The organism is Caballeronia sp. 11_S32, assembly GCF_056930355.1.
In genome coordinates, this window is sequence record NZ_JBXOWH010000003.1 from 2978504 (window position 1) to 2999633 (window position 21130).

A 21130-nucleotide genomic window follows, 5' to 3' on the forward strand; every position below is an offset into this window, starting at 1 on the left:
CGGGATTTAGAATGGATATTCGAACGCATTGTAGCGCCAATCAGCGTCAGTTTCGGACCGGTCTCCATGCATTTCGGCTACAAGTGCCGTGACTGGAAAACGTCTGATTGCACGGCGGGGCAAGGCTCGCCGCGCGTCGTTCGTTATTTTTCGAGACAGGAAGCGAATGCTTTCGCGGTCCTTGCCGCACGCAATGCCGTTATCTTGCAGTGCACAAAACCACAACCATTGCCGACGATGCTCTCCGAGTTCTCCCTGATCGACCGCTTCTTCGCACGCCGCGCCAAGGCGCCATCGCCACGTCATGACGACGAAGCCGCGACGCCGCTCGGCATCGGCGACGACTGCGCGCTCATCGCGCCGCCGCCGAAGTATCAGCTCGCCATTTCGACGGACATGCTCGTCGAAGGCCGGCACTTCTTTCCCGATGTCGATCCTCACGCGCTCGGGCACAAGGCGCTCGCGGTGAATCTGTCGGATCTCGCGGCGATGGGCGCGAAGCCGCACGCGTTCACGCTCGCGCTCGCCCTGCCGCGCGCCGACGAAGCGTGGCTCGAAGCCTTCAGCGACGGCCTCTTCGTGCTCGCCGAACGCCACGACTGCGCGCTCGTCGGCGGCGATACGACGAGCGGGCCGCTCAACATCTGCATTACCGTGTTCGGCGACGTGCCGCATGGTGCGGCATTGCGTCGCGACGCCGCGAAGCCCGGCGACGACATCTGGGTATCCGGCACCCTGGGCGAGGCCCGCGCGGGCCTCGGCGCGCTGCGCGGCGAATGGCGCGCGCCGGACGATGCCGTCGCGGCGTGCTGGCGGCGCGCGCTGGAGCGGCCCGAACCGCGCGTCGCGCTGGGCCTCGCGTTGCGCGGCGTCGCCCATGCGGCGCTCGATATCTCCGATGGCCTCGCGGGCGATCTCATGCACATCCTGAAGCGCTCGGGCGTGCGCGCCATCGTCGACGCCGATGCCGTGCCGTGCTCGGACGCCGTGCGCGCGCTGCCCGGCGCCGCGCGGCGCCAGTGCACGCTCGCCGGCGGCGACGACTACGAGCTCTGCTTCACCGCGCCGCCCTCGGCGCGCGGCGCGCTCGCGGATATCGCGGCGAGCGTGAATGTGCCGCTGACACGCATCGGTACAATCGAATCATCCGGGGCGCCCGCAATCGCCTGGCGCGATGCCGCGGGCGCCCCGCTCTCCCTGACGTTGCAAGGCTTCGATCATTTTCATGCAGACTGACCCGACTCTCGCGGGCGATGCCAACGCGCCGCGTGCCAAGCCGCGCAAGGCGAGCGCGCGCTTCATGCTCACGCATCCGCTTCACATTCTCTCGCTCGGCTGCGGCAGCGGGCTGTCGCCCATCGCGCCCGGCACGGTCGGCACCCTGTTCGCGTGGGTGTCGTTCGTCGTGTTCAATCAACACCTGACGGTCGCGGAATGGGGCGCGCTGATCGCCGCCGGTTTCATCGCCGGATGCTGGTTCACCGGCTTCACCGCGAAGAAGATGGGCGTCGCGGACCCTTCGCCGGTGGTGTGGGATGAAATCGTCGCGTTCTGGCTCGTGCTGCTGCTCGTCACGCCCGCCACGTTCACCGGCCAGTTGTGGGCGTTCATCGTGTTCCGCTTCTTCGACATGGTGAAGCCGCCGCCGATCCGCTATTTCGACCGCCATTTGAAAGGCGGCTTCGGCATCATGTTCGATGACCTCGTCGCGGCGTTCTTCACGCTGCTCGTGATCGCGCTCTGGCGCATGACCATCTGAATTTCATCTCCATTCCTTTGAGAACACCGCCATGCCAACCGACACCGTCGTTCACCAACTCGCGATTCGCGTCGGCAACAAGCTGCGCGACGAACGGCTGATGCTCGCGACCGCCGAATCGTGCACGGGCGGCATGGTCGCGACCGCGATCACGGATATTTCGGGCAGCAGCGCGTGGTTCGAGCGCGGCTTCGTCACGTATTCGAATCTCGCGAAGACCGAGATGATCGGCGTGCCGGCCACATTGATCGAACAGCACGGCGCAGTGAGCGAGCCCGTCGCGAAGGCGATGGCCGAAGGCGCGCTGCGCAACAGCCGCGCGCAGGTTTCCATCGCGATCACGGGCGTCGCGGGCCCGGCGGGAGGCAGCGAGGCGAAGCCGGTCGGCACCGTGTCGTTCGGGTGGAGCAACCGGCTGCATACCGGCGTCGAGACGCAGCATTTCAAGGGCGACCGCGAGCAGGTCCGCACGCAGGCGGCCGCGCACGCGCTGCGCAAGCTGCTGGAGTTTCTGGATCAGCGCGAGCGGTGAGCCCGCGGATTCATCGGCGAGCTGTTCCGGCCGCTTCCGCTCAATTGAGCGGAAGCGGCGCGCTCAGCGATACTGATTGATCGAATCGCGCGTCTTCTTTGCCGCTTCCGCCGCGGCTTGCGCGTAGTCGTCGCCCTTGCCGGCGTAGATGATCGCGCGCGACGAGTTGATCAGCATGCCCGCGCCGTTCGCGGTGCGGCCCGCGCGCACGGTCGCTTCGACATCGCCACCCTGCGCGCCGATGCCCGGAATCAGCAGCGGCATATCGCCGACGATGCCCCGCACCGTTTCGATTTCCTTGGGAAACGTCGCGCCGACCACGAGCCCGAGCTGCCCGCTCGCGTTCCACTTCTGCGCCGCGAGCGTGGCGACGACCTGATACAGCGGCTTGCCGTCGGTCGTGAGAAATTGCAGGTCCGAGCCGCCCGCGTTCGACGTGCGGCACAACACGATCACGCCCTTGCCTTCATGCGCCAGATACGGCTCGATCGAATCGAAGCCCATGTATGGATTGACCGTCACCGCATCGGCCTGATAGCGCTCGAATGCTTCCTTCGCGTATTGCTCGGCCGTGCTGCCGATATCGCCGCGCTTCGCATCGAGAATCACGGGAATGCCGGCGTGCTTGTCGTGGATATGCGCGATCAGCGCTTCGAGCTGATCCTCCGCGCGATGCGCCGCGAAGTACGCGATCTGCGGCTTGAACGACGATGCATACGGCGCGGTCGCATCGACGATGGTCTTGCAGAATTCGAAGATCGAATCGGCGCGGCCTTTCAATGCGCCGGGAAATTTGGACGGCTCGGGATCGAGGCCGACGCACAGAAGCGATTGCGTGCGCGTCCACGCGGCGTTGAGAGATTCGATGAAGGACATGGCGGGAAGAAGTCTGAGAACGTCGATGCCATGCATTTTAACGTGCACGGCATCGCTTCCCTTGCCGCATCAGCGAGATGCGCTCCGCGCCCGCGCCTTCGCGCCCGCCCGCGTGCGCGGCCTTGCGCGCCGCGCGGCTTCCCCGGTGCGCTCGACAGTGAACCGAAACTCGCGCGACAACCGTTCCCCCGGCTCGAGCACCGTCATCCCGTTCGCCTCGCCGCCGCCCGGCAGATTCACGGCGTTGATCGGATGATCGACCGGCTCGAAGCAGAAAAAGCCCTCGCCGGGCGGCGCATACAGCACGTAGTAGTCGATATCGGCGGCGATCGTGAGCGACAGACGCCGCTTCGGCCACAGCACGCTCGTGCGGCCGCTCCATCCCGTGAACGCGTTGTTCACCATTTCCGATGGCATCGGATACGCGACGCCGAACTGCCATGCGGGCGGCGTCGGCACGTGCCGCACCGGAAGCCAGTCGTCGCCGCAGAGCCACACGCCGCCCGCCGCCGCCGACAGCTCCGTGTCCGCCTCGCGCATCAGAAACGGATGCAGTCCGAGGCCGAACGGCAGCGCTTCGCCGCCCGTGTTCTGCACGTCGAGGGTGACGATGAGCGTGGCGTCATCGAGCGCGTAAGTCTGCGCGGCGCGGAATGAATACGGCACGCCGTCGCTGCGGTCGAGCGTCAAACGCGCGCGCCCCGCTTCTTCCTCTTCGACTTCCCACGCGCCGAGCCAGCCGTCGCCGTGCAGCGGCAGCGGTTCGCCGGGGCGGTTGCACGGCACATCGACCGAACGTCCGGAGAACTGAAAACGCCCGTCGCCGATGCGGTTCGAATACGGCAAGAGCGGATAGCACGCGAGCTGGTTCGGATCGGTGTCGGGGCCTGGCTCGACGCACGGCCGGAAGATCGGCACCAGCGAACCTTCGTGACGCCAGTCGAAGCGCGTGATGCCGCCGCCGAGCGACGGCGCGAGTTCCAGCCGCAGATGCGCATTGGCGAGCGTGATGCAGCCTTCCGTCTCCCGTCCGCCGATGGCGACGACCGCCGTCGAAGGTCCTGGCCGGATGGGCGGCTCGGCCGCGGCGGCCAGCCTCGAACGGCGGGCGTTGGCCTGCGCCGTGGACGTCGATACGGAATTCGCTCTTTGCTCTGTGCGCGCGACTGCCATGACTCGTGCTCCATCGAGAGGCGAAAGACCCGGCGCGGCCGGGGCGTGTCGGGCGGTGCGTCGTTGCGCGCCGCCTCGGTGTTGTGTGCGTTACGCCTTGCCCGCGAATACGGCTTCCGCGATGCCGCGCGCGCCGGGCGTCGCGACGAACACGCCGCCTGCGTGCGCATCGCGCTTCAGCGTGTCGTCGTCGAGGCCGATGCGCGCGCTCGTCACATACAGCGTGCCGAAGTCCGCGCCGCCGAACGCGACGCAGCTCGGCTGCGCGGTGGGCACGTCGATGCGCGCCGTCTCGCGGCCATCGCGCCCGTAGCGCACCACGCGCGCGCCGCCCCACTGCGCATTCCACAGGCCGCCTTCGGCATCGACGATCGAGCCGTCGGGCACGCCGCCCGCATCCGTCAGCTCGACGAACACGCGGTCGTTCGCGAATGTCGGATAGTCGCACACGCGGATCTGGCGCGTCGGCGAATCGCAGTAATACATCGTGGCGCCGTCCGGCGTAAAGCCGATGCTGTTCGAAATCGCGCAATTGCCGAGCGGCAGCCGTTCGAGCGACAGATCGCGGTTCAGCCGATAAAACCCGCCGAGCGCTTGGGCATCGTCGACATCATGCTTCGTGCCGAACACGAAGCGGCCTTCGCGGTCGCAGCGGCCGTCGTTGAGACGCGTCGGCAGACCGGCTTCGACTTCCATGATCGTTTCGATGTTGCCCGTCGCGATCTCATAGAACGCGAGCCGCGACGCGAGACCGAGCAGCAGGAATCGCGCGTCGGCGCACGGCGTGAAGCAGGCGAGCCGCTCGGGCATCGGGAACGATTCGCTCTTTTGATCGCGTGGATCGAAGCGCCATAACTTCTTGCCTTCGATATCGGTCCACCAGAAGCGGCCACTCGCGGCGCACCACGTGGCGCCTTCGCCAAGCGAGCATTGGCTGTCGATCAGAAGCTGCGCGCGAGTCGAGTTCATCAGGCCCATCCTCCGTCGACGATCATGTCCTGCGCCGTGATCATGCTGCTGTCGTCCGAGGCGAGAAAGAGCGCCGCGCGCGCGAGATGCGCGGGGAGCAGTTCGCCGTCGATGCACTGGCCTTGCTTGATCGCTTCCTTGCCGGCGTCGTCGAGCCACAAACGTTTTTGCTTCTCGGTCATGACCCAGCCGGGCACGAGCGTATTCACGCGGATGCCGAACTTCCCGAGGTCGCGCGCGAGGCCGCGCGTCATGCCCTGCACCGCCGATTTCGATGTCGTGTAGACGGGAAAGTTGCCTTGCTTGAGCATCCAGCTGATCGAGCCCAGATTGATGATCGAGCCGCCGCCCAGTTGCTTCATGTCGGCGATCACGGCCTGCGCCGCGAAGAACTGATGGCGGATGTTGACCGCGATGCCCGCATCGTAGGACTCGGGCGTGACGTCTTCGATGGCATGGCGCTTGTCGTTGGCCGCGTTGTTGACGAGCACGCCGATCGGGCCGAGCGCGGCTCTTACGTCTGCGATGCCTTTTCTCAATGCGTCGATGTCGGTGAGGTCCACGTTGAGGAACATCGGGCGGGTCTGGTCCTGGCGCAACGCCGCGCCGAGGCGGTCGGCGAGTGCTTCGCCAGCATCGGTGTCGATGTCGAAGAAGGCGACTTTCGCGCCTTGATCGAAGAAGTGTTCGACGAAGCCCTCGCCGATGCCGGTTGCACCGCCGGTGATCAGTACCGTTTTGCCTTCCAGGCTGGGGTATCGGGCGAGGGTCTTCTCGATGGTTGCCATGTCTTTGTCTCTTTTGTTTCGCTTGCCTGCGTTTCTATGGGATCCTGCTTTCGTGTCGCTCTATTGGCTCTGCCCCTGTGCGGGGCGGCCTGCGTGCGTCCCTGCGTGCGGTTTCATGGAATCCTGTTTTCGCGTCGGTCTATTTGCTCTGCCCCTGTGCGGGGCGGCCTGCGTGCGGTTTCATGGAATCCTGTTTTCGCGTCGGTCTATTTGCTCTGCCCCTGTGCGGGGCGGCCTGCGTGCGGTTTCATGGAATCCTGTTTTCGCGTCGGTCTATTTGCTCTGCCCCTGTGCGGGGCGGCAGTCACTTTCTTTGCTGCTGCAAAGAAAGTAACCAAAGAAACAGCTATCCCCATCCAAAGTACTTCAGGCCGGCCCCGGCACAGAACTGCGCAAGTGGTCCGGCAGTAGCGAGTGCCCTCGTAGGCCTAACCGGGCTTGGATCGCGCACGGTCTGTCACATCTCGCCACTCAACTGACCGGTAAGGCGCGAAATAGCTCCAGCCCGCTGCGCGGCCGACCAGTCAATCGGGTCCGCGCGTGCTTCTTTACTAACACCTCCATCTCACTGCATTCGCGTTAGGTTGGTTTCCCTTGTAGACCCGGCGGCAGCGCGTAGCGCTGTGCCGGAGCTATTTGTGCTGAACCAGCGCGCCAAAACAACTAGCTAGTCAGACCGTGCGCGGTCCAAGCCCGGTTAGGCCTGTGAGGGCCCTCGCTACTGCCGGACCACGTGCGATCTTCTGTGCCGGGGCCGGCTTGAAGCACTTTGGATGGGACAAGCTGTTTCTTTGGTTACTTTCTTTGCAGCAGCAAAGAAAGTGACTGCCGCCCCGCACAGGGGCAGAGCAAATAGACCGACGCGAAACCGGGATCCGGCGAAGGCCCAAGCGCACCAACCCACAACCCAGCCTAGCCCAACCCTAATCCCGCGCTCCACGATTCTTCAACTGGTCGAGCAAGACAGCGGCAAGCAAGATAGCCCCTCGCACGAGGTACTGATAGAACGCGTCGATATTGAGCAGGTTCATCACGTTCTCAACCGTGCCCATGATCAAAACACCGATCACGACGCCGGAAATCGTCGCCCTCCCGCCGAGCAGCGAAACACCCCCCAACACGCAAGCCGAAATCACGTTCAGCTCGAAGCCCTGCGCCGCGTTCGGCTGCCCCGACGTGATACGCGAAGCGAGAATGACGCCGGCCAGCGCAGTCACCGCGCCTTGAATCAGGAAGATCCATACCCGCGTGCGCTCGACATTGATGCCAGCAAGCCGCGAGGCCTCCGGATTCCCACCGATCGCCAGCGTGTTACGCCCATAAACCGTCTGGTTGAGCAATACGCCAAAAACGATGAAACACGCAAGCGTGACCCAGATAGGCAGGGAAATCCCGAGCATCGACAAGCCGCCGAGCGCAATGAACGTATCCGACGACACCCCCACCGCCTGCCCGTGCGACACGATGAAGCCCAAACCACGCACGATCTCCATCGTCGCGAGCGTGGTGATCAGCGCGTTGATGCGCAGATACGCGATCACCGCGCCGTTCACGAAGCCGATCACCGCGCCCGCCGCCACCGCCGCGATGATCGCAATAAACGTGTTGTCGGTCGCGTTCAGCACCATCGCGCACAGCACGCCGGCGAACGCGATCGTCGAGCCGACCGAAAGATCGAAGTCCCGCGATGCAAGGCAGAACATCATCGTGCACGCGACCATGCCGATCTGCGAGATCGACAGCGCAAGGCCGAGCATGTTCTCGATCGAGAAGAAGTGATCGACCGTCAGCGACATCGTCAGGAACATCACGATGAAGATCACGATCAGGCTGTATTCCGTGATCTGCTGCCACCACTTCTGCTTGTCGCCCTTCTGCGGGATCAGCGCGTTCGCGACGGTTTCCGTCGCCTGCCCCACGATGTTTTCTCTTGCTTCCATGATTCGCTCCTCTTTTTTTACGCCGCCTGCGCGACGGTCTCCGCCTGCGGCAGCGCGAGACTCAGCACCGCCTGCTCGCTCGCCTTCTCGCGCGGCAACTCGCCCGCGATGCGCCCCTGCCGCATCACGACGATCCGGTCAGACACGCCGAGCACCTCCGGCAACTCCGACGAAATCATCACGATCGCGCAGCCGCGCTCGGCAAGCTGATAGATCACGTTGTAGATTTCATGCTTCGCGCCCACGTCGATGCCGCGCGTCGGCTCATCCAGAATCACGACTTTCAGATCCGGCTCCGCGAGCCAGCGCGACAGAATCGCCTTCTGCTGATTGCCGCCCGACAGAAAGCGGATGCGCTGCCTGCGGCTCGGCGTCTTGATCTTCAGGAGTTGAATGAAGCGCTCGGCCGTCTGCGCCTCCTTCTTGCGATCGAGAAAAATCCCGCCGCGCAGATAGTGGCGCCGGCACGAGATGTTGATGTTCTCAGCGACGGTCGCCATCGCGACGATGCCCTCTTCCTTGCGATCCTCCGGACACAGCACGATGCCGTGGCGGATCGCCTCGCCAGTGCTGCGGACCTTGATCGGCTGGCCATCGAGCGTGATGTCGCCACCCTTCTTCTTGTCCGCGCCATAGACGAGATGCATCAGCTCGCTGCGGCCCGCGCCGACGAGCCCGAAGAACCCGACGATCTCGCCACGCTTCACATTGAAGCTCGCGGGCGCGGAGAGCGCGTCGCCCTGAACGTTCTTCACGGAGAAGCGCACGTCGCCCAAAGGACGCGCGCGATAGTTGTAGATATCGCTGATCTCGCGGCCGACCATCTCCTGCACGAGCGTCTCGCGCGGCACGTCCGCGAGCGACAGATGCGACGCGATCTTGCGGCCATCGCGGAAGATCGTGCACGCGTCGCACAACTCGTAGATCTCGTCCATGCGATGCGAAATGTAGATCAACGCGCGGCTATCGGCCTTGAGATCGCGCACGAGCTTGAAGAGCACTTCCGTCTCGCGGTGCGAGAGCGAACTCGTCGGCTCGTCGAGCGCGATCACGCGCGCATTGCGCAACAGCGCCTTGCAGATCTCCACCATCTGCCGCTGCGCGATGGACAGCCTGCGCAGCTTCGCGTCCGGATCGAGATCGACGCCCATCGCCGCAAGCCTTTCGCGCACGTGCTTCTTCGCCGCGCGTTTGTCGACCCAGCCGAGCCGGTTCGGCAACGCGCCGAGCAGCAGGTTCTCGGACACGGTCAGGTCCGGCACGTACTGCAATTCCTGATGAATCACCGCGATGCCCGCCGCGATCGACGCGCCGGCACTCGCGAAATGCACTTCCTTGTCGTCGATGAGCACGCGCCCCGAATCGGGCTGATACTCGCCGCCGAGAATCTTGAGCAAGGTCGATTTGCCCGCGCCGTTCTCGCCCATCAATCCGTGAACTTCGCCGGCGTTGACGTCGAACGACACGCCGTCGAGCGCGCGCACGCCTGGAAACACCTTGCCGATATTGTCAAAACGCAGCGTCGCTGACACATCGCCTCCTATTTCCGCGCGGGCCGCGCTTCGTCGGCACGGCCCGCCAATTGCACTTTAGTTCGATGCCAGCCCCATCTGCTGACGCACCGACGCCACGTTGTCACGCGTGGCCAGCATGCCGGTCGTGAGCGTGAGCGCCGGCGGCGCCTTGCCGTCCTTGATCCACGCGTACATCAGCTCGGACGTCTCTTCGCCGTGGCGCTTCGGGCTGATGATCACGGTGCCGTAGAAGCCCGTCGGGTTCGGCTTCTTGAACTCGTTCAGCGCCGAATCCGATCCGCCGATACCGATGCCGATCATGTTGTCGGCCTTGAAGCCGCGGCCCTCGGCGGCGCGCACCGCACCGAGCACGGCTTCGTCGTTCAGGCCGTAGGCGACCCAGTGCTTGAACTGCGGATTCTTCGTGAGCGCGATGTTCGCGGCGTTGAACGCGTTCTCGGTGTCGGTCTTCGCTTGCGGCGCCGCGATGATGTTCGCTTTCGGGAAACCCGCGGCGACGAGCGCGTCGGTGGCGCCGGTGGTGCGGTCATGCGCGGTCGGCAACTGCTCGTAGGTCACGTCGATCGCGCCGACATCCTTCATGTCCCAGCCGCGCTTCTTGATCTCGGCTGCGATGCCGTCGCCCACCTGCTTGCCGATGTTGTAGGCGGAAATGCCCATGTGCGGCACGGACTCGATCGGCTTGCCCGAGCCGTCGACGAGGCGGTCATCGACCGTCATCATCTTCAGCTTGTCGGCCTTCGCCTTCGCGACGATACCCGGTCCGAGCTTCACGTCGGGCGTGCAGATGATGAAACCCTGCGCCTTCTGCGCGGCGAGGTTGTCGATCGCGCTCATCACCTTCTCGCCCGACGGCGCGCCGATCTTCACGAGCGTGAAGCCCTTGTTCTTCGCGGCGATTTCGGCGAACTTCCATTCGTCCTGGAACCACGGCTCTTCGGGCTGCTTCACGAGGAAGCCGATCTTGACGTCGTCGGCGGCCTGCGCTGCGGGCGCCGCGATCATGGACGCGCTCGTTGCCGTGGCGGCGGCGATCAGCGTGAGGAACAGTCTGCGTTTCATCTTTTGTCTCCCGACCTTATCCGTTATCTCAAAGTGCCCGCGCGCGGGCGGTACGAAGGTGTGTGGCCGCTTTCTTGTCGATTGATGCCGCACAGCGGCCAGTGCGTCATTCTTCTGTGTTCAGTCGTGATAAAGCGCCGAGCGCCCGCCATCCACGGTGATGCAGCTCGCATTGATGAACGGCGCCTCGTCCGATGCGAGGAACACCGCCGTCATCGCAACCTCCTCTGGCTGGCCGATGCGTTTCATCGGCTGGAGATCGAGCGTCGCCTGACGCGCCGCCTTCGGGTCGGCTTGCGACTTCCACCAGTCCAGCGTCAGTTGTGTTTCGATGTAACCCGGCGCGATCGCATTCACGCGCACATTGTTCGGCGCGTATTCGATGCCGAGCGCGCGCGTGAGGCCAATCACGCCGTGCTTCGCCACCGGATACGGAAAGCAGCCCGGAATGATCTTGAAGGCGTGCGTCGACGCGATGTTCACGATGCTTCCGCGCCCGCGCCCGACCATGCCCGGCAGCACCGCGCGGCAGCCGTTCCACACGCCGTCGAGATCGACGGCGAAGCAGCGCCGCCAGTCGTCGTCGGTCATCGTGAGCGGATCGCAGAACACGTTGATGCCCGCGTTGTTCACGAGGACGTCGAGCGGTCCGATGGAAGCTTCGATGTGCTCGACCGCCTGCTTCACCTGCGCGCTTTGCGTCACATCCGTTTGCACCGCAATCACGCGCGCGCCGCTTACTTCCGAACTGATGCGCTCCGCCGTTGCGTTCGCCGTGTCGATGTCGAGCTCCGCCAGCGCCACCGATGCGCCCTCGCGCGCGAACGCCAGCGCGATCGCCGCGCCGATGCCGCGTCCCGCGCCCGTGACCATCGCGACTTTGCCGGCGAGGCGGTTCATTGGCTTTCGCCTCGCGCGAGCGCAAGCCCGTCGATGAACGCCTTCGCATGCGACGCCGTCACCTCCGCGCGCTGCCCCGGCCGGTACAGCGCGGAGCCGAGGCCGAAGCCGTTCGCGCCCGCGGCGAGAAACGGCCCCATGTTGTCCGGCGCAATGCCGCCGACCGGCACGAGCGGCACGTCCTTCGCGATCACCGCGCGCCATGCCTTCGTGATCGCCGGGCCGAGCTGCTCGGCGGGGAACATCTTCAGCACGTCGGCGCCGCTCTTCAGCGCGAGAAACGCCTCGTTCGGCGTCGCGACGCCCGGCGCGCACGCGAGCCCTTGCGCCTTCGCGGCGCGCACGACATCGGCGTCGCTGTGCGGCATCACAATCAGTTCGCCGCCCGCAGCCTTCACGCTTTCGACGTAACTCGGATGCAGCACCGTTCCCGCGCCGACGATCGCATCGGCGGGCAGCGCCTGACGGATCGCCGCGATGCTGTCGAACGGTTGCGGCGAATTGAGCGGCACCTCGACGATGCGAAAGCCCGCTTCGTACAGCGCGCGGCCGTGATCGGCCGCTTCGGCCGGCGTGATGCCGCGCAGGATCGCGATCAGCGGGCACGCGGCGAACGCCTTCGCGAGACCGGCGTGCATGCCATACGGCGCAGGCAGATTGATGGGAGGCTGCATCGTTTTCGCTCCTTTTCAGGCGGCGTGCACGGGCGCGTGAGGTTGGGGGACGAGGCCGGCCTGTGCGGCGATTCGGTAAAGGCCGCGCTCGGTGGCATGAGCGACCGTCGCGGCATCGTGGCAGCCGAAGCGCGCGAGCGCGGCGCGATAGCGGTCGCAGAGCGCATCGTTGCCAATCAGCCGCAGCGTTCTGCCCGTGAGCGACGACTGCTGGCGTGCGAGCACTTCGTTCAGCCCGCGCAATTCATGGCCGATCAGAAGCCCCGACAGATAATCCGCCTGCTGCTCCGCCGATAGCTGGCCCGTCAGGCCGAGCGTGCGCGTGCTGAAGATCGTCGCGAGCACGCCGGGATGACCGGCATCGCGCGCGGTATCGACGCCTCGCTGGAATGCCGCCTCATCGTGCGTCGCGCTCGGATGCATCGTGCGGCCGAGAATCGTGTGATCGCGCAGCGCGCCGAAGGCCTCGCCCGTCATGAAGGTGTAGAAGCGCTCGATGCGCGCATCGCTCACGAATGCCCATTTCGCATGTGTGCCCGGCAAGCCGATCAGCGCGCCGCTTCCTTGCCCCTCTTGCTCCTGAAGCGATGCATCGCTCGCGAGCGCGCCGAAAATCTGCGTTTCCTCGCCGCGCATGACGTTGGGCAGCGTGCCGCGCTCCAGCACGCCCGGCACGACGTGCACCGTGACGCCGCGCGCGGTCTTCACCTTGACGATGCCCGCGACGAGCGCATCCGCGTCAGCGGGCGTTTCCACATACGGCGCTTCGATCCAGCCCTGCGCGCTGCCGACCATGCCCGCCGCAATGACGGCCAGTTGCGAATGCACATCGAGCCATGCGCCGCAGGTGTCCTCGAACGCCTGATCGAAGCCGCCCGCCGGCAGCTTCATGATGCCCGCCGGCGACTGCCGCGTATCGAGCGCGAGGCCGTCGGCGTCGAGCAGATAGGCGCGCAAAGAGGTCGTGCCCCAGTCGAGCGCGATCAGTGCCGGCGTGGATGCGGATGAGGTCATCGCTTGATCCTGCGCGATGCCTGCGGCGCGCGCCAGCCGAGTTCCTCGGAGATCGAGCGCGCCTCGCGCTGCACGACCGGAATCAGCTCTTCCATGCGCTCATGCGGCATATAGGGAATCGTGCTCGCCACCGATAACGCCGCGACGATCGCGCCCGACGCATCGCGCACGGGCGCGGCGACGCAGCGGATCGACGCTTCGTTCTCTTCGAGATCGAAGGTGAAGCCGCCCTGCGAATAGCGCGTCATGCGCTGCTGGAAGGTGTCGAAATCGGGACGGTTGTCCGGCTTGAAGCTCGTTTTCGCGAGCGCGCGGTGCGACGCTTCGAGCAGCTTCTTCCACGCGTTCGCTTCGAGGTCGAGCATCATCGCCTTGCCGATGCCGGTGGACGCGAGCGGCATGCGGTGGCCTACGCGCGAGCGCATCTCCAGCCCGCGCGTGCCGGGAATCTTGTCGATGTAGAGAACGTCATCGCCGTCGCGCACGCCGAGGTGAATGGTGTCGTGCGTGTGATCGGCGAGCGCCTGCAAGTGCGGGCGCGCGACCGCCGTGAGCGGCATCTGCTCCAGCGCGATCGTGCCCAGCTCGATCAGCTTCGGCCCGAGCAGATAGCCGCCCTGCACCTGCCGAAGATAGCGCGCCTGCACGAGCGAACTGACCAGCCGATGCGTCGTGCTGCGCGTCGTGCCGAGCGCCGCGCCGAACGAGCGCAGATCGCGCGCGCCGTTCGCGGCGGCTTCGAGAATCGCGAGGCCGCGCAGCAGCGTCTGCGTGCCGGCCTGCTGCGGCGTGATGTCGACGAGCGCGCTGGGCAATGCGATCGCGTCCGGATCGGGCGTGTGCTTCGAAGCCGTCGCGCCGTTGCTTTTCGCGCGCGGGCCGGCCGCGCGCGCGGATTGCGCTTCGGCGGCGTCCGTTTCGGGATTCTGGAGTTTGCTCATGGCACGGGCCTCCGGTCGGTCACGAGGCGCGCCGAAGAGCGCATGCGGACGCTGCCGCGCCTGTTTTCGAACCAGCGTGCGAATCGTGCGAATCGTGCAATGAGGCCCGCGAGCGCGGGCGAGCGATCGAATGCATCACGTGTCTCCATTGTTCTGGTCGTGCGCGCCGCGGGCTGTCTCGGTCATCACACGCATGTGCCGTTTTCCGGCTTGGTCGGATTGTAGTTCCGCCTCTCAAAATTATTCAATATGTGATCGCACTGTTCAGATAATGGGAGGAAACCTGACAGGCGACAGCATTCTGAAAACAAAAAAGCCCTGATAAATCAGGGCTTTGCATTGTTTAGTTTCGCAAACTAAATTTCATTGCGGCAGTTCCGCCGCCCCCATCCGGCGCGCGATGACACCCGCCCGCTGCGACAGATACGGCGCGTTGCGATGATCGTCGAAATACTTGGGCCGCGGCAGCATCACGGCGAGCCGCGCGCTCTGCCAGGCGGTCAGCTTCGCCGCCGAAGTCTTGTAGTAATAATGCGCGGCCGCTTCCGCGCCATAGACGCCGTTGCCCCACTCCACCGAATTCAGATAGATCTCGAAGATGCGTTCCTTGTCCATCCAGAATTCGAGCATGGCTGTGATGACGAGCTCCTGCGCCTTGCGGATATAACTCTTTTCGCGCGACAGGAAGAGATTGCGCGCGAGCTGCTGCGTGATGGTCGAACCGCCTCCGACGATCTTCCCGCGCGCCTTGTTCTTTTCCCACGCCTGAAGAATGGCGTCGGTTTCGTAGCCGTTGTTGTTGACGAAGTTCGAATCCTCGGACGCGATGATCGCGCGCTTCAGGTTGCGCGAAATCTGGTCGTACGGCACCCACGTGCGCTGCAGCGTGACGCCGGGATGCGTCTTCGCGAGCGTCCACGCGTCGGCGCGCATGAACGCGGTCGGGCCGGGATTCATGACCGTCCAGATGCCGATCTGCGCGAAGAACCAGATTTGCGTCGCGATGAACGCGATGCCGAGCACCGACACGCCATAGGCGATCCAGCGCGCCGGTCCGAGCCGCACCGCCTTGTGCACGCGCGGCGTGCGGCTCCCGATCGGCGCGGTCGTCATCAGGCTTTCGCGGCCAGCGTCTCGCGCAGTTCGCGCAGCACCGCGCCGCCGTCCGGACGCACGCCGCGCCAGATGAAGAACGATTCGGCGGCCTGCTCGACCAGCATGCCGAGACCGTCCGATGCGCGCGCGCCGAGCTTCGACGCATGCTGCATGAAGACGGTCGGCTGCGCGCCGTACATCATGTCGTAGGCGAGCGTGCCGGCGCCGAAGGCGCTGTCGTCGCAATCGGGCAAGGCGGCGTCGAGGCTGCCGGCGGTCGCGTTGACGATCACGTCGTAACGGCCCGGTTCGACGCTGTCCGCGCCGCCGCCCGAGAGGCGCACGCCGCATTCGGCTGCGTTGGGCGCGAACTGGTCGACGAGCTGATGCGCCTTCGCCGCCGTGCGATTGACGATGGTGAGCGCAGCCGGCGCGCGATCGAAGATCGGCAGCACGACGCCGCGCGCGGCGCCGCCCGCGCCGAGCAGCAGAATGCGCGCGCCCTTCAGGCTCACGCCGAGATTCACTTCGATGTCGCGCACGAGCCCGACGCCGTCGGTGTTGTCGCCGCGCACGCCGTCGGGCCCGAAAGCCAGCGTGTTCACCGCGCCCGCCGCCGCCGCGCGCGGCGACAGCGAATCGGCAAGCGCGTGCGCTTCGAGCTTGAACGGCACGGTGACGTTCATGCCGCGCCCGCCCGACGCGATGAACTGCTTCACTTCGCGCGTGAAGCCATCGAGCGGCCCGAGAATGCGTCCGTACTCGATCGGCTCACCGGTCTGCTCGGCGAACTTCGCGTGAATCCACGGCGATTTGCTGTGCTCGATCGGATTGCCGATCACCGCGTACTGGTCTTTCTGGCTCATGATCCGGTCGGCTCGGTGGATTGCTTCGCGTCGCCGGACTGCTCCGGCTGCTGTTCGGTGGACGCTTCGGTGGACGCTTCTGCCTGCGCTTCCGCTTCGCTTTCGGCGGAGAGATCGGTCGTCTCGATGATTTCCTCTTCCGCTTCGTCTTCTTCGGCCGGCGCGCTCGCCGAAGGCGCATCGATCACATGCAGCAGCCGGCAGGACGCTTCGACCGTCAGCTCGTCGATCGACACGACTTCGAGCATCAGGCGCGTGCCGCGCGCATGCACGCCCAAACCGGGCACGTGCAGGATCAGCGGAATTTCTTCCAGGCGAACGAGATCGTCCTTGATGACCGTCGCCGGAACCTGCTTCTTGTTCTCCTGCTTCAACCAGCGCAGGCACCAGAAATATTCCATGCGGCGCTGATGATCGGCGTAGGCGGTGTAGGTGTCGTCGAAACCCTGCACAACGGCGAAGAGATCCGCGTCCTTCGGCTTGAACGGCGCGGCGAGCTTGGCCGTCACGCCGTGCTGCACGCACGCGAGCAGTTGCCACTGATTGACGAGATCGACATACCGGCGCAGCGGCGAGGTGCTCCACGCATATTGCGCGACGCCCAGACCTTCGTGCGGCGCGGGCGTCGTCTGCATGCGCGTGCGTTTCGGGCCCGGGCCGCCGAAGCCGCGCTGCGAGCGATAGATGCCCGGCACGCCGTGATCGTTGAGGAACGCGCCCCACGACGAATTCGCGAGAATCGCGAGTTCCGCGACGATCAGATCGAGCGGCGATCCGCGACGGCGCGGCGTGATGGTGATGTGCTCGCCATCGACATAAAAGTTGAAGTCGTTGTTGCGCTGCACTTCGCGCTTCAGGCCGTAAGAGGCGCGTGCCTGCTGACGCTTCTCGAAGAGCGCCTGCGCGAGCGGCCACAGCACCGCGATGTCTTCCTTGTGCGGATACTCGCCCGTGCCGGCGGCGAGGCTTTCCTCGGTGACGTGCTCGTCGAGATGGTTGTGGCGCAGGTTGCTCTTCACGAACACGCGCTCGGCGCGCGTTTCGGTCGCGACGATGTCCTGCGTCTCGCGATTCACGATGATGTACAGCGACAGCGCCGGCCGCAGCCCGCCTTCGCCGAGCGTGAACACCTCGACGACGTTGTCGGGCAGCATCGTGATCTTGTCGCCGGGCATATAGACGGTCGACAGACGCCCGCGCGCGATCGCGTCGATGGCGTCGCCGCGCGCAATGCCGAGCGCCGGCGCCGCGATGTGGATGCCGATGCGCACGCGGCCATCGGAAAGATGCTCGACAGAGAAGGCGTCGTCGATTTCGGTCGTGGTGACGTCGTCGATGGAGAAGGCTTCGACATCCGCTTCGGGCAGATCCTCGGGCAGCGCCTCCGGCTGCACCGACGGAAAGCCGATGCCATGCGGAAAGTACTCCGACAGAAACTTCGCCTCATGCAACTGACGCGGCGACGCGATGCCGCCGCATTCGAGCATCAGACGCGCCTGCGAGATGCCGCGCGCGGCCGCCGCCGCTTCGAGCGCCTTGTATTCGATGGAATTCTTGTCCGGCTTGGTGAGCAGGCCGATCGCCTTGCCCTTCAGCGCCTCGGGCAGCTTGCCTGCCTTCAGTTCCTCTTCCCAGCCCTGCTGCACGAGCGCCTGCTGGCGCTTGCGCTCCAGCGACGCGAGCGCCATCTGCAACTGCTCCTGCGGCGCGCGCTGATACTGGCCACGCCCCTTGCGTCGGAAGTAGACCGGCGCGCCGTGCATGCGCAGGACGAGCGCCGCGCGCTCGGCGGGGCCGAACTTGTCGCCGAAATAGTCCGCGCCGAGCGCGGCGAACGGGAATTCGTCGTCGGGCGCGCATTCCCACAGGAAGTCGAGGTCGATTTCCTGCGCGATGGCGTCGGCTTCCTGCATCAGGTCGCCGGCGGCGGGCTTGTCGAACTCGATCAGCACGTCTTTCGCGCGCACCTTCGCGCGCCGCCCGCCCGGCAACTCGACCTGGAAGGCGTCGCCCTGCTTGGACAGCACCGATCCAGCCTTGAAACTACCCGATTCCTCGAAGAAAACGTTCACTCAATACTCTCGTAAAACGGTGGACCGGGTCGCGCTCGGTTGCAGCACGCGCGCCGGTGGTTGAATGGGTTCGACGCCGGGCTCACGCGACTGCCGGCGCGACGAGCGCGGGCGGCGCCTGATCGCAGAACGCGATGACATCGGCGAGATAGTCCGGAAAATCGCTGATCGCGTGATCGCCGCCCTGGATCAGCGTGGTCCGCACGCCGGGATAGTGGTCGAGCATCGTGCGGTAGTCGAGCACTTCGTCGCCCGTCGCCGCGATCAGATAGTAGCGCTCGGGCCGCGTGATCGACTCGACCGCGAGTTCGCGCAGTTCATCCAGATGCCGCGGCAGCACGGTGATGGTGCCGCCGCCATGCCACAAAGGCTGCTCGCCGAGAAAATGGCTCAGATCGCGCTGCGGCACCACGGCGGGATTGAGCAGCACCGCGCGCCAGCCGTGCTTTTCCGCGAGATAAGTGGCGTAGTAGCCGCCGAGCGAGCTGCCGACGACGGTGACATCGCTCTTTTTCTCGCCCGCCGCGAGCGATTCCGCCAACGCGACGGCTTCGCTGGGCGAAACCGGCAGCGTCGGGCACTGCCATTCGCCGAGCCGCCCGAGTTCCGCGAGCCGCGTGTGCATCACGCGCGCCTTGAACGAGTGGGGAGACGAGCGAAAGCCGTGCAGATAGAGAATCACGAATGTCCTCCTGCGCCACGCGCCGAAAGCGCGTCGAGCAGTTTCTGATGGACGCCGCCGAAGCCGCCGTTGCTCATCACGAGCACATGGTCGCCGGGGCGCGCGGCGGCCGTGACCGCCTTCACCAGGGGTTCGATCTCGTTGAATGCCCGCGCCTTGCCGCCGAGCGGGGACAGCGCCTCGGCGAGATCCCAGCCGAGCTTGTCGCGGCCTTCGCGCGCGCCGTAACCGAATACCAGATCCGCGCCCGCGAGACTCGCGGGCAATTGCGCCTTCATGGTGCCGAGCTTCATCGTGTTGGAGCGCGGCTCCAGCACGGCGAGGATGCGCGCGTCGCCGATGCGCGTTCTCAGTCCGGCGACGGTTGTGTCGATCGCGGTGGGATGATGCGCGAAGTCGTCGTAGACAGTAACGCCGTCGACGCTGCCCTTCACTTCCATGCGCCGCTTGACGTTGCGAAAGCCCGCAAGCGATTTGACCGACTGCGCCGCCGGCACGCCGACCGAGCGCGCCGCCGCGATCGCCGCGAGCGCGTTCATGCGATTGTGCTCGCCCTGCACCTCCCAGCCGACCACGCCCTGACGCTCGCCTTCCCAATACACGGCGAACTGCTCGTCGACGGGCGCGCCTTCCTCTACGGGCAGCGCCTGCCAGCCGCCCTCGACGCCGAAGCGCTCGACGCCGGACCAGCACCCGCGCGTGAGCACGCGCTCGAGCGCCGCCTCGCGCCCGTTCGTGACGATGCGCCCGACACCGGGCACCGTGCGCACGAGGTGATGGAATTGCGTTTCGATGGCGGCGAGATCGGGGAAGATATCGGCGTGATCGAATTCGAGATTGTTGAGCACGGCCGTGCGCGGCCGATAGTGGACGAATTTCGAGCGCTTGTCGAAGAACGCGGTGTCGTACTCGTCGGCTTCGATGACGAAGAAGCTCGAATCGGTCAGGCGCGCGGAAATACCGAAGTTGAGCGGCACGCCGCCGATCAGGAAGCCCGGATTCATGCCGGCGTCCTCGAGCAGCCACGCGAGCATGGAGCTCGTCGTCGTCTTGCCATGCGTGCCCGCGACCGCGAGCACCCATTTGCCGTTCAGCACGTGCTCGCCGAGCCATTGCGGGCCGGACGTGTACGGCAGGCCGCGATCGAGGATGGCCTCCATCAGCGGATTGCCGCGGCTCACCACGTTGCCGATGACGAACAGATCCGGCTCGAGTGCGAGCTGCTCGACGCCGTAACCTTCGATCAGCTCGATGCCCTGCGCTTCGAGTTGCGTGCTCATCGGCGGGTAGACGCCCGCGTCGCAGCCGGTGACCTTGTGGCCCGCTTCGCGCGCGAGGACGGCGAGTCCGCCCATGAAGGTGCCGCAGATGCCGAGGATGTGGATGTGCATAAAACGTGTCGCGCCGCGCGGGCGATTGAGATGCGGAAAACAGGAAACGGCGCCGTACGGGAACCTAAGGGCAAACCCGTGCAGAAAGGCGCCTGAAGGCGCATATTGTAACCGAGCAGGCTAAGTGCTCTTTCGCCCGCGCAAGCGTTCGGAGCGTTGCCCCGAAAAGGGCCGCCTGACGTTATCTAGTATCATTCCGGCATGGTTCGCAAATCACATTTCGATCCGCAGCGCGTGCGCGAGGAAATCGCGATTGCGGCTGCGCGGATGATCGCCGAGGATGGCCTCGACTACTCCACCGCCAAGCGCAAGGCCGCGAAGCAGGTGGTCGGCGAGGCCAAGATCGGCGGCGAGTTCCTGCCCGATAACGACCAGATCCAAGAGGAAATACGCGAGTATCAGGCGATTTTCCAGAGCGACAGCCAGCCGGCGGTGCTGCGCCGCATGCGCGAGGTCGCGCTCGAATGGATGGACCGGCTCAAGCCCTTCGGGCCTTATCTCACGGGCGCGGTACTCAACGGCACGGCGGGCGAGCATTCGGATATTCACCTGCAGTGCTTTTGCGACAATCCGAAGGAAGTCGCGATTTATCTGCTGAACGCGAACGTGCAGTACGACGTTTCCGAGACCCGGCATTTCGCCGGGCGCGGCTACGTCGAGACGCTGAGTTTTCTGCACCGGGTGCGCGGCGAGGAACCCATCGGCGTGCATATCGCGCTCTATGGCACCGACGACCTTCGCGGCGCCGTGCGCGCGGACGGCCGTGGCCGCCTCGCCCGCGCGAACGCGGCGGCCGTTCGCTCGCTCCTCGATCATCCCGACGCCCCGCCGCTCGAAATCGGCGGCTGATCTTTCTTCTGG

At 65.5% G+C, this 21130-nt stretch carries 20 protein-coding genes; 4 read left to right on the top strand and 16 right to left on the bottom strand.

What is annotated here, in order from left to right:
• Positions 1-237: 237 nt before the first annotated feature.
• The 3 genes from thiL to AC1Z32_RS25665 are packed head-to-tail and all read left to right on the top strand — an operon-like array spanning position 238 to position 2291.
• A complete protein-coding gene (thiL, locus tag AC1Z32_RS25655; protein ID WP_483481739.1) occupies positions 238-1236 on the top strand; it encodes a thiamine-phosphate kinase in 999 nt (332 codons plus the stop codon).
• Complete coding sequence (locus AC1Z32_RS25660; RefSeq protein ID WP_483481538.1) at positions 1226-1759, top strand: phosphatidylglycerophosphatase A family protein; 534 nt, start codon at positions 1226-1228, stop codon at positions 1757-1759. The genes thiL and AC1Z32_RS25660 overlap by 11 nt, the downstream gene beginning before the upstream one ends.
• A 31-nt stretch (positions 1760-1790) precedes the next feature.
• Positions 1791-2291: a CinA family protein gene (locus AC1Z32_RS25665; RefSeq protein WP_483481539.1), complete on the top strand. Its 501-nt coding sequence runs from the start codon at positions 1791-1793 to the stop codon at positions 2289-2291.
• A 63-nt stretch (positions 2292-2354) separates the two neighbouring features.
• On the opposite strand, the gene pyrF is transcribed toward AC1Z32_RS25665, so the two are convergent.
• The 16 genes from pyrF to mpl all read right to left on the bottom strand — a co-directional run bounded on the left by pyrF (position 2355) and on the right by mpl (position 20269).
• On the bottom strand, positions 2355-3167 hold the full coding sequence (gene pyrF, locus AC1Z32_RS25670; protein ID WP_062605258.1) for an orotidine-5'-phosphate decarboxylase: 813 nt from the start codon (positions 3165-3167) through the stop codon (positions 2355-2357).
• Positions 3168-3236: 69 nt separating this feature from the next.
• The gene (locus AC1Z32_RS25675; RefSeq protein ID WP_483481540.1) at positions 3237-4340 is read right to left on the bottom strand and encodes an aldose 1-epimerase; all 1104 of its coding nucleotides are present in this window, start codon (positions 4338-4340) and stop codon (positions 3237-3239) included.
• Positions 4341-4430: 90 nt separating this feature from the next.
• Entirely contained in the window at positions 4431-5318 is an 888-nt protein-coding gene (locus AC1Z32_RS25680; protein ID WP_483481541.1) for an SMP-30/gluconolactonase/LRE family protein, read from the bottom strand.
• Positions 5309-6097 (bottom strand): SDR family NAD(P)-dependent oxidoreductase, encoded by a 789-nt coding sequence (locus AC1Z32_RS25685; protein ID WP_483481542.1) that lies wholly within the window; start codon positions 6095-6097, stop codon positions 5309-5311. Before AC1Z32_RS25685 ends, AC1Z32_RS25680 begins: the two co-directional genes overlap by 10 nt.
• 923 nt (positions 6098-7020) lie before the next feature.
• Positions 7021-8037: an L-arabinose ABC transporter permease AraH gene (gene araH, locus AC1Z32_RS25690; RefSeq protein WP_483481543.1), complete on the bottom strand. Its 1017-nt coding sequence runs from the start codon at positions 8035-8037 to the stop codon at positions 7021-7023.
• Positions 8038-8054: 17 nt separating this feature from the next.
• Positions 8055-9569, bottom strand: coding sequence for an L-arabinose ABC transporter ATP-binding protein AraG (gene araG / locus AC1Z32_RS25695; RefSeq protein ID WP_483481544.1), 1515 nt, complete (start codon positions 9567-9569; stop codon positions 8055-8057).
• Positions 9570-9626: 57 nt separating this feature from the next.
• Complete coding sequence (locus AC1Z32_RS25700) at positions 9627-10634, bottom strand: arabinose ABC transporter substrate-binding protein (RefSeq protein WP_483481545.1); 1008 nt, start codon at positions 10632-10634, stop codon at positions 9627-9629.
• A 120-nt stretch (positions 10635-10754) separates the two neighbouring features.
• Positions 10755-11534: an SDR family oxidoreductase gene (locus tag AC1Z32_RS25705; protein WP_483481546.1), complete on the bottom strand. Its 780-nt coding sequence runs from the start codon at positions 11532-11534 to the stop codon at positions 10755-10757.
• Complete coding sequence (locus AC1Z32_RS25710) at positions 11531-12208, bottom strand: 2-dehydro-3-deoxy-6-phosphogalactonate aldolase (protein ID WP_483481547.1); 678 nt, start codon at positions 12206-12208, stop codon at positions 11531-11533. The genes AC1Z32_RS25705 and AC1Z32_RS25710 overlap by 4 nt, the downstream gene beginning before the upstream one ends.
• Before the next feature lie 15 nt (positions 12209-12223).
• Positions 12224-13222: a 2-dehydro-3-deoxygalactonokinase gene (locus AC1Z32_RS25715; protein ID WP_483481548.1), complete on the bottom strand. Its 999-nt coding sequence runs from the start codon at positions 13220-13222 to the stop codon at positions 12224-12226.
• Positions 13219-14163, bottom strand: a complete 945-nt coding sequence (locus AC1Z32_RS25720) for an IclR family transcriptional regulator (protein ID WP_483481549.1) — start codon at positions 14161-14163, stop codon at positions 13219-13221. The genes AC1Z32_RS25715 and AC1Z32_RS25720 overlap by 4 nt, the downstream gene beginning before the upstream one ends.
• 363 nt (positions 14164-14526) lie before the next feature.
• A complete protein-coding gene (mtgA, locus tag AC1Z32_RS25725) occupies positions 14527-15276 on the bottom strand; it encodes a monofunctional biosynthetic peptidoglycan transglycosylase (protein WP_483481550.1) in 750 nt (249 codons plus the stop codon).
• A complete protein-coding gene (aroE, locus tag AC1Z32_RS25730) occupies positions 15276-16124 on the bottom strand; it encodes a shikimate dehydrogenase (protein WP_483481551.1) in 849 nt (282 codons plus the stop codon). The genes mtgA and aroE overlap by 1 nt, the downstream gene beginning before the upstream one ends.
• Positions 16121-18196, bottom strand: a complete 2076-nt coding sequence (locus tag AC1Z32_RS25735) for a ribonuclease catalytic domain-containing protein (protein ID WP_483481552.1) — start codon at positions 18194-18196, stop codon at positions 16121-16123. Before AC1Z32_RS25735 ends, aroE begins: the two co-directional genes overlap by 4 nt.
• Positions 18197-18278: 82 nt before the next feature.
• Positions 18279-18878, bottom strand: coding sequence for a YqiA/YcfP family alpha/beta fold hydrolase (locus AC1Z32_RS25740; protein WP_483481553.1), 600 nt, complete (start codon positions 18876-18878; stop codon positions 18279-18281).
• Positions 18875-20269, bottom strand: coding sequence for a UDP-N-acetylmuramate:L-alanyl-gamma-D-glutamyl-meso-diaminopimelate ligase (gene mpl / locus AC1Z32_RS25745; RefSeq protein ID WP_483481554.1), 1395 nt, complete (start codon positions 20267-20269; stop codon positions 18875-18877). The genes AC1Z32_RS25740 and mpl overlap by 4 nt, the downstream gene beginning before the upstream one ends.
• 201 nt (positions 20270-20470) lie before the next feature.
• Between mpl and AC1Z32_RS25750 the strand changes: the two genes are divergently transcribed.
• Positions 20471-21118, top strand: a complete 648-nt coding sequence (locus tag AC1Z32_RS25750) for a UDP-N-acetylmuramate--alanine ligase (RefSeq protein ID WP_483481555.1) — start codon at positions 20471-20473, stop codon at positions 21116-21118.
• The last annotated feature ends 12 nt before the right edge of the window (positions 21119-21130 follow it).

Coding starts and splice junctions, on each gene's coding strand:
- AC1Z32_RS25750 (WP_483481555.1), top strand. CDS start 20,471: ATGGTTCGCAAATCACATTTCGATCCGCAGCGCGTGCGCGAGGAAATC.
- AC1Z32_RS25710 (WP_483481547.1), bottom strand. CDS start 12,208: ATGCAGCCTCCCATCAATCTGCCTGCGCCGTATGGCATGCACGCCGGT.
- AC1Z32_RS25665 (WP_483481539.1), top strand. CDS start 1,791: ATGCCAACCGACACCGTCGTTCACCAACTCGCGATTCGCGTCGGCAAC.
- AC1Z32_RS25685 (WP_483481542.1), bottom strand. CDS start 6,097: ATGGCAACCATCGAGAAGACCCTCGCCCGATACCCCAGCCTGGAAGGC.
- pyrF (WP_062605258.1), bottom strand. CDS start 3,167: ATGTCCTTCATCGAATCTCTCAACGCCGCGTGGACGCGCACGCAATCG.
- mpl (WP_483481554.1), bottom strand. CDS start 20,269: ATGCACATCCACATCCTCGGCATCTGCGGCACCTTCATGGGCGGACTC.
- AC1Z32_RS25680 (WP_483481541.1), bottom strand. CDS start 5,318: ATGGGCCTGATGAACTCGACTCGCGCGCAGCTTCTGATCGACAGCCAA.
- AC1Z32_RS25675 (WP_483481540.1), bottom strand. CDS start 4,340: ATGGCAGTCGCGCGCACAGAGCAAAGAGCGAATTCCGTATCGACGTCC.
- AC1Z32_RS25715 (WP_483481548.1), bottom strand. CDS start 13,222: ATGACCTCATCCGCATCCACGCCGGCACTGATCGCGCTCGACTGGGGC.
- AC1Z32_RS25720 (WP_483481549.1), bottom strand. CDS start 14,163: ATGAGCAAACTCCAGAATCCCGAAACGGACGCCGCCGAAGCGCAATCC.
- mtgA (WP_483481550.1), bottom strand. CDS start 15,276: ATGACGACCGCGCCGATCGGGAGCCGCACGCCGCGCGTGCACAAGGCG.
- araH (WP_483481543.1), bottom strand. CDS start 8,037: ATGGAAGCAAGAGAAAACATCGTGGGGCAGGCGACGGAAACCGTCGCG.
- thiL (WP_483481739.1), top strand. CDS start 238: ATGCTCTCCGAGTTCTCCCTGATCGACCGCTTCTTCGCACGCCGCGCC.
- AC1Z32_RS25705 (WP_483481546.1), bottom strand. CDS start 11,534: ATGAACCGCCTCGCCGGCAAAGTCGCGATGGTCACGGGCGCGGGACGC.
- aroE (WP_483481551.1), bottom strand. CDS start 16,124: ATGAGCCAGAAAGACCAGTACGCGGTGATCGGCAATCCGATCGAGCAC.
- AC1Z32_RS25700 (WP_483481545.1), bottom strand. CDS start 10,634: ATGAAACGCAGACTGTTCCTCACGCTGATCGCCGCCGCCACGGCAACG.
- AC1Z32_RS25660 (WP_483481538.1), top strand. CDS start 1,226: ATGCAGACTGACCCGACTCTCGCGGGCGATGCCAACGCGCCGCGTGCC.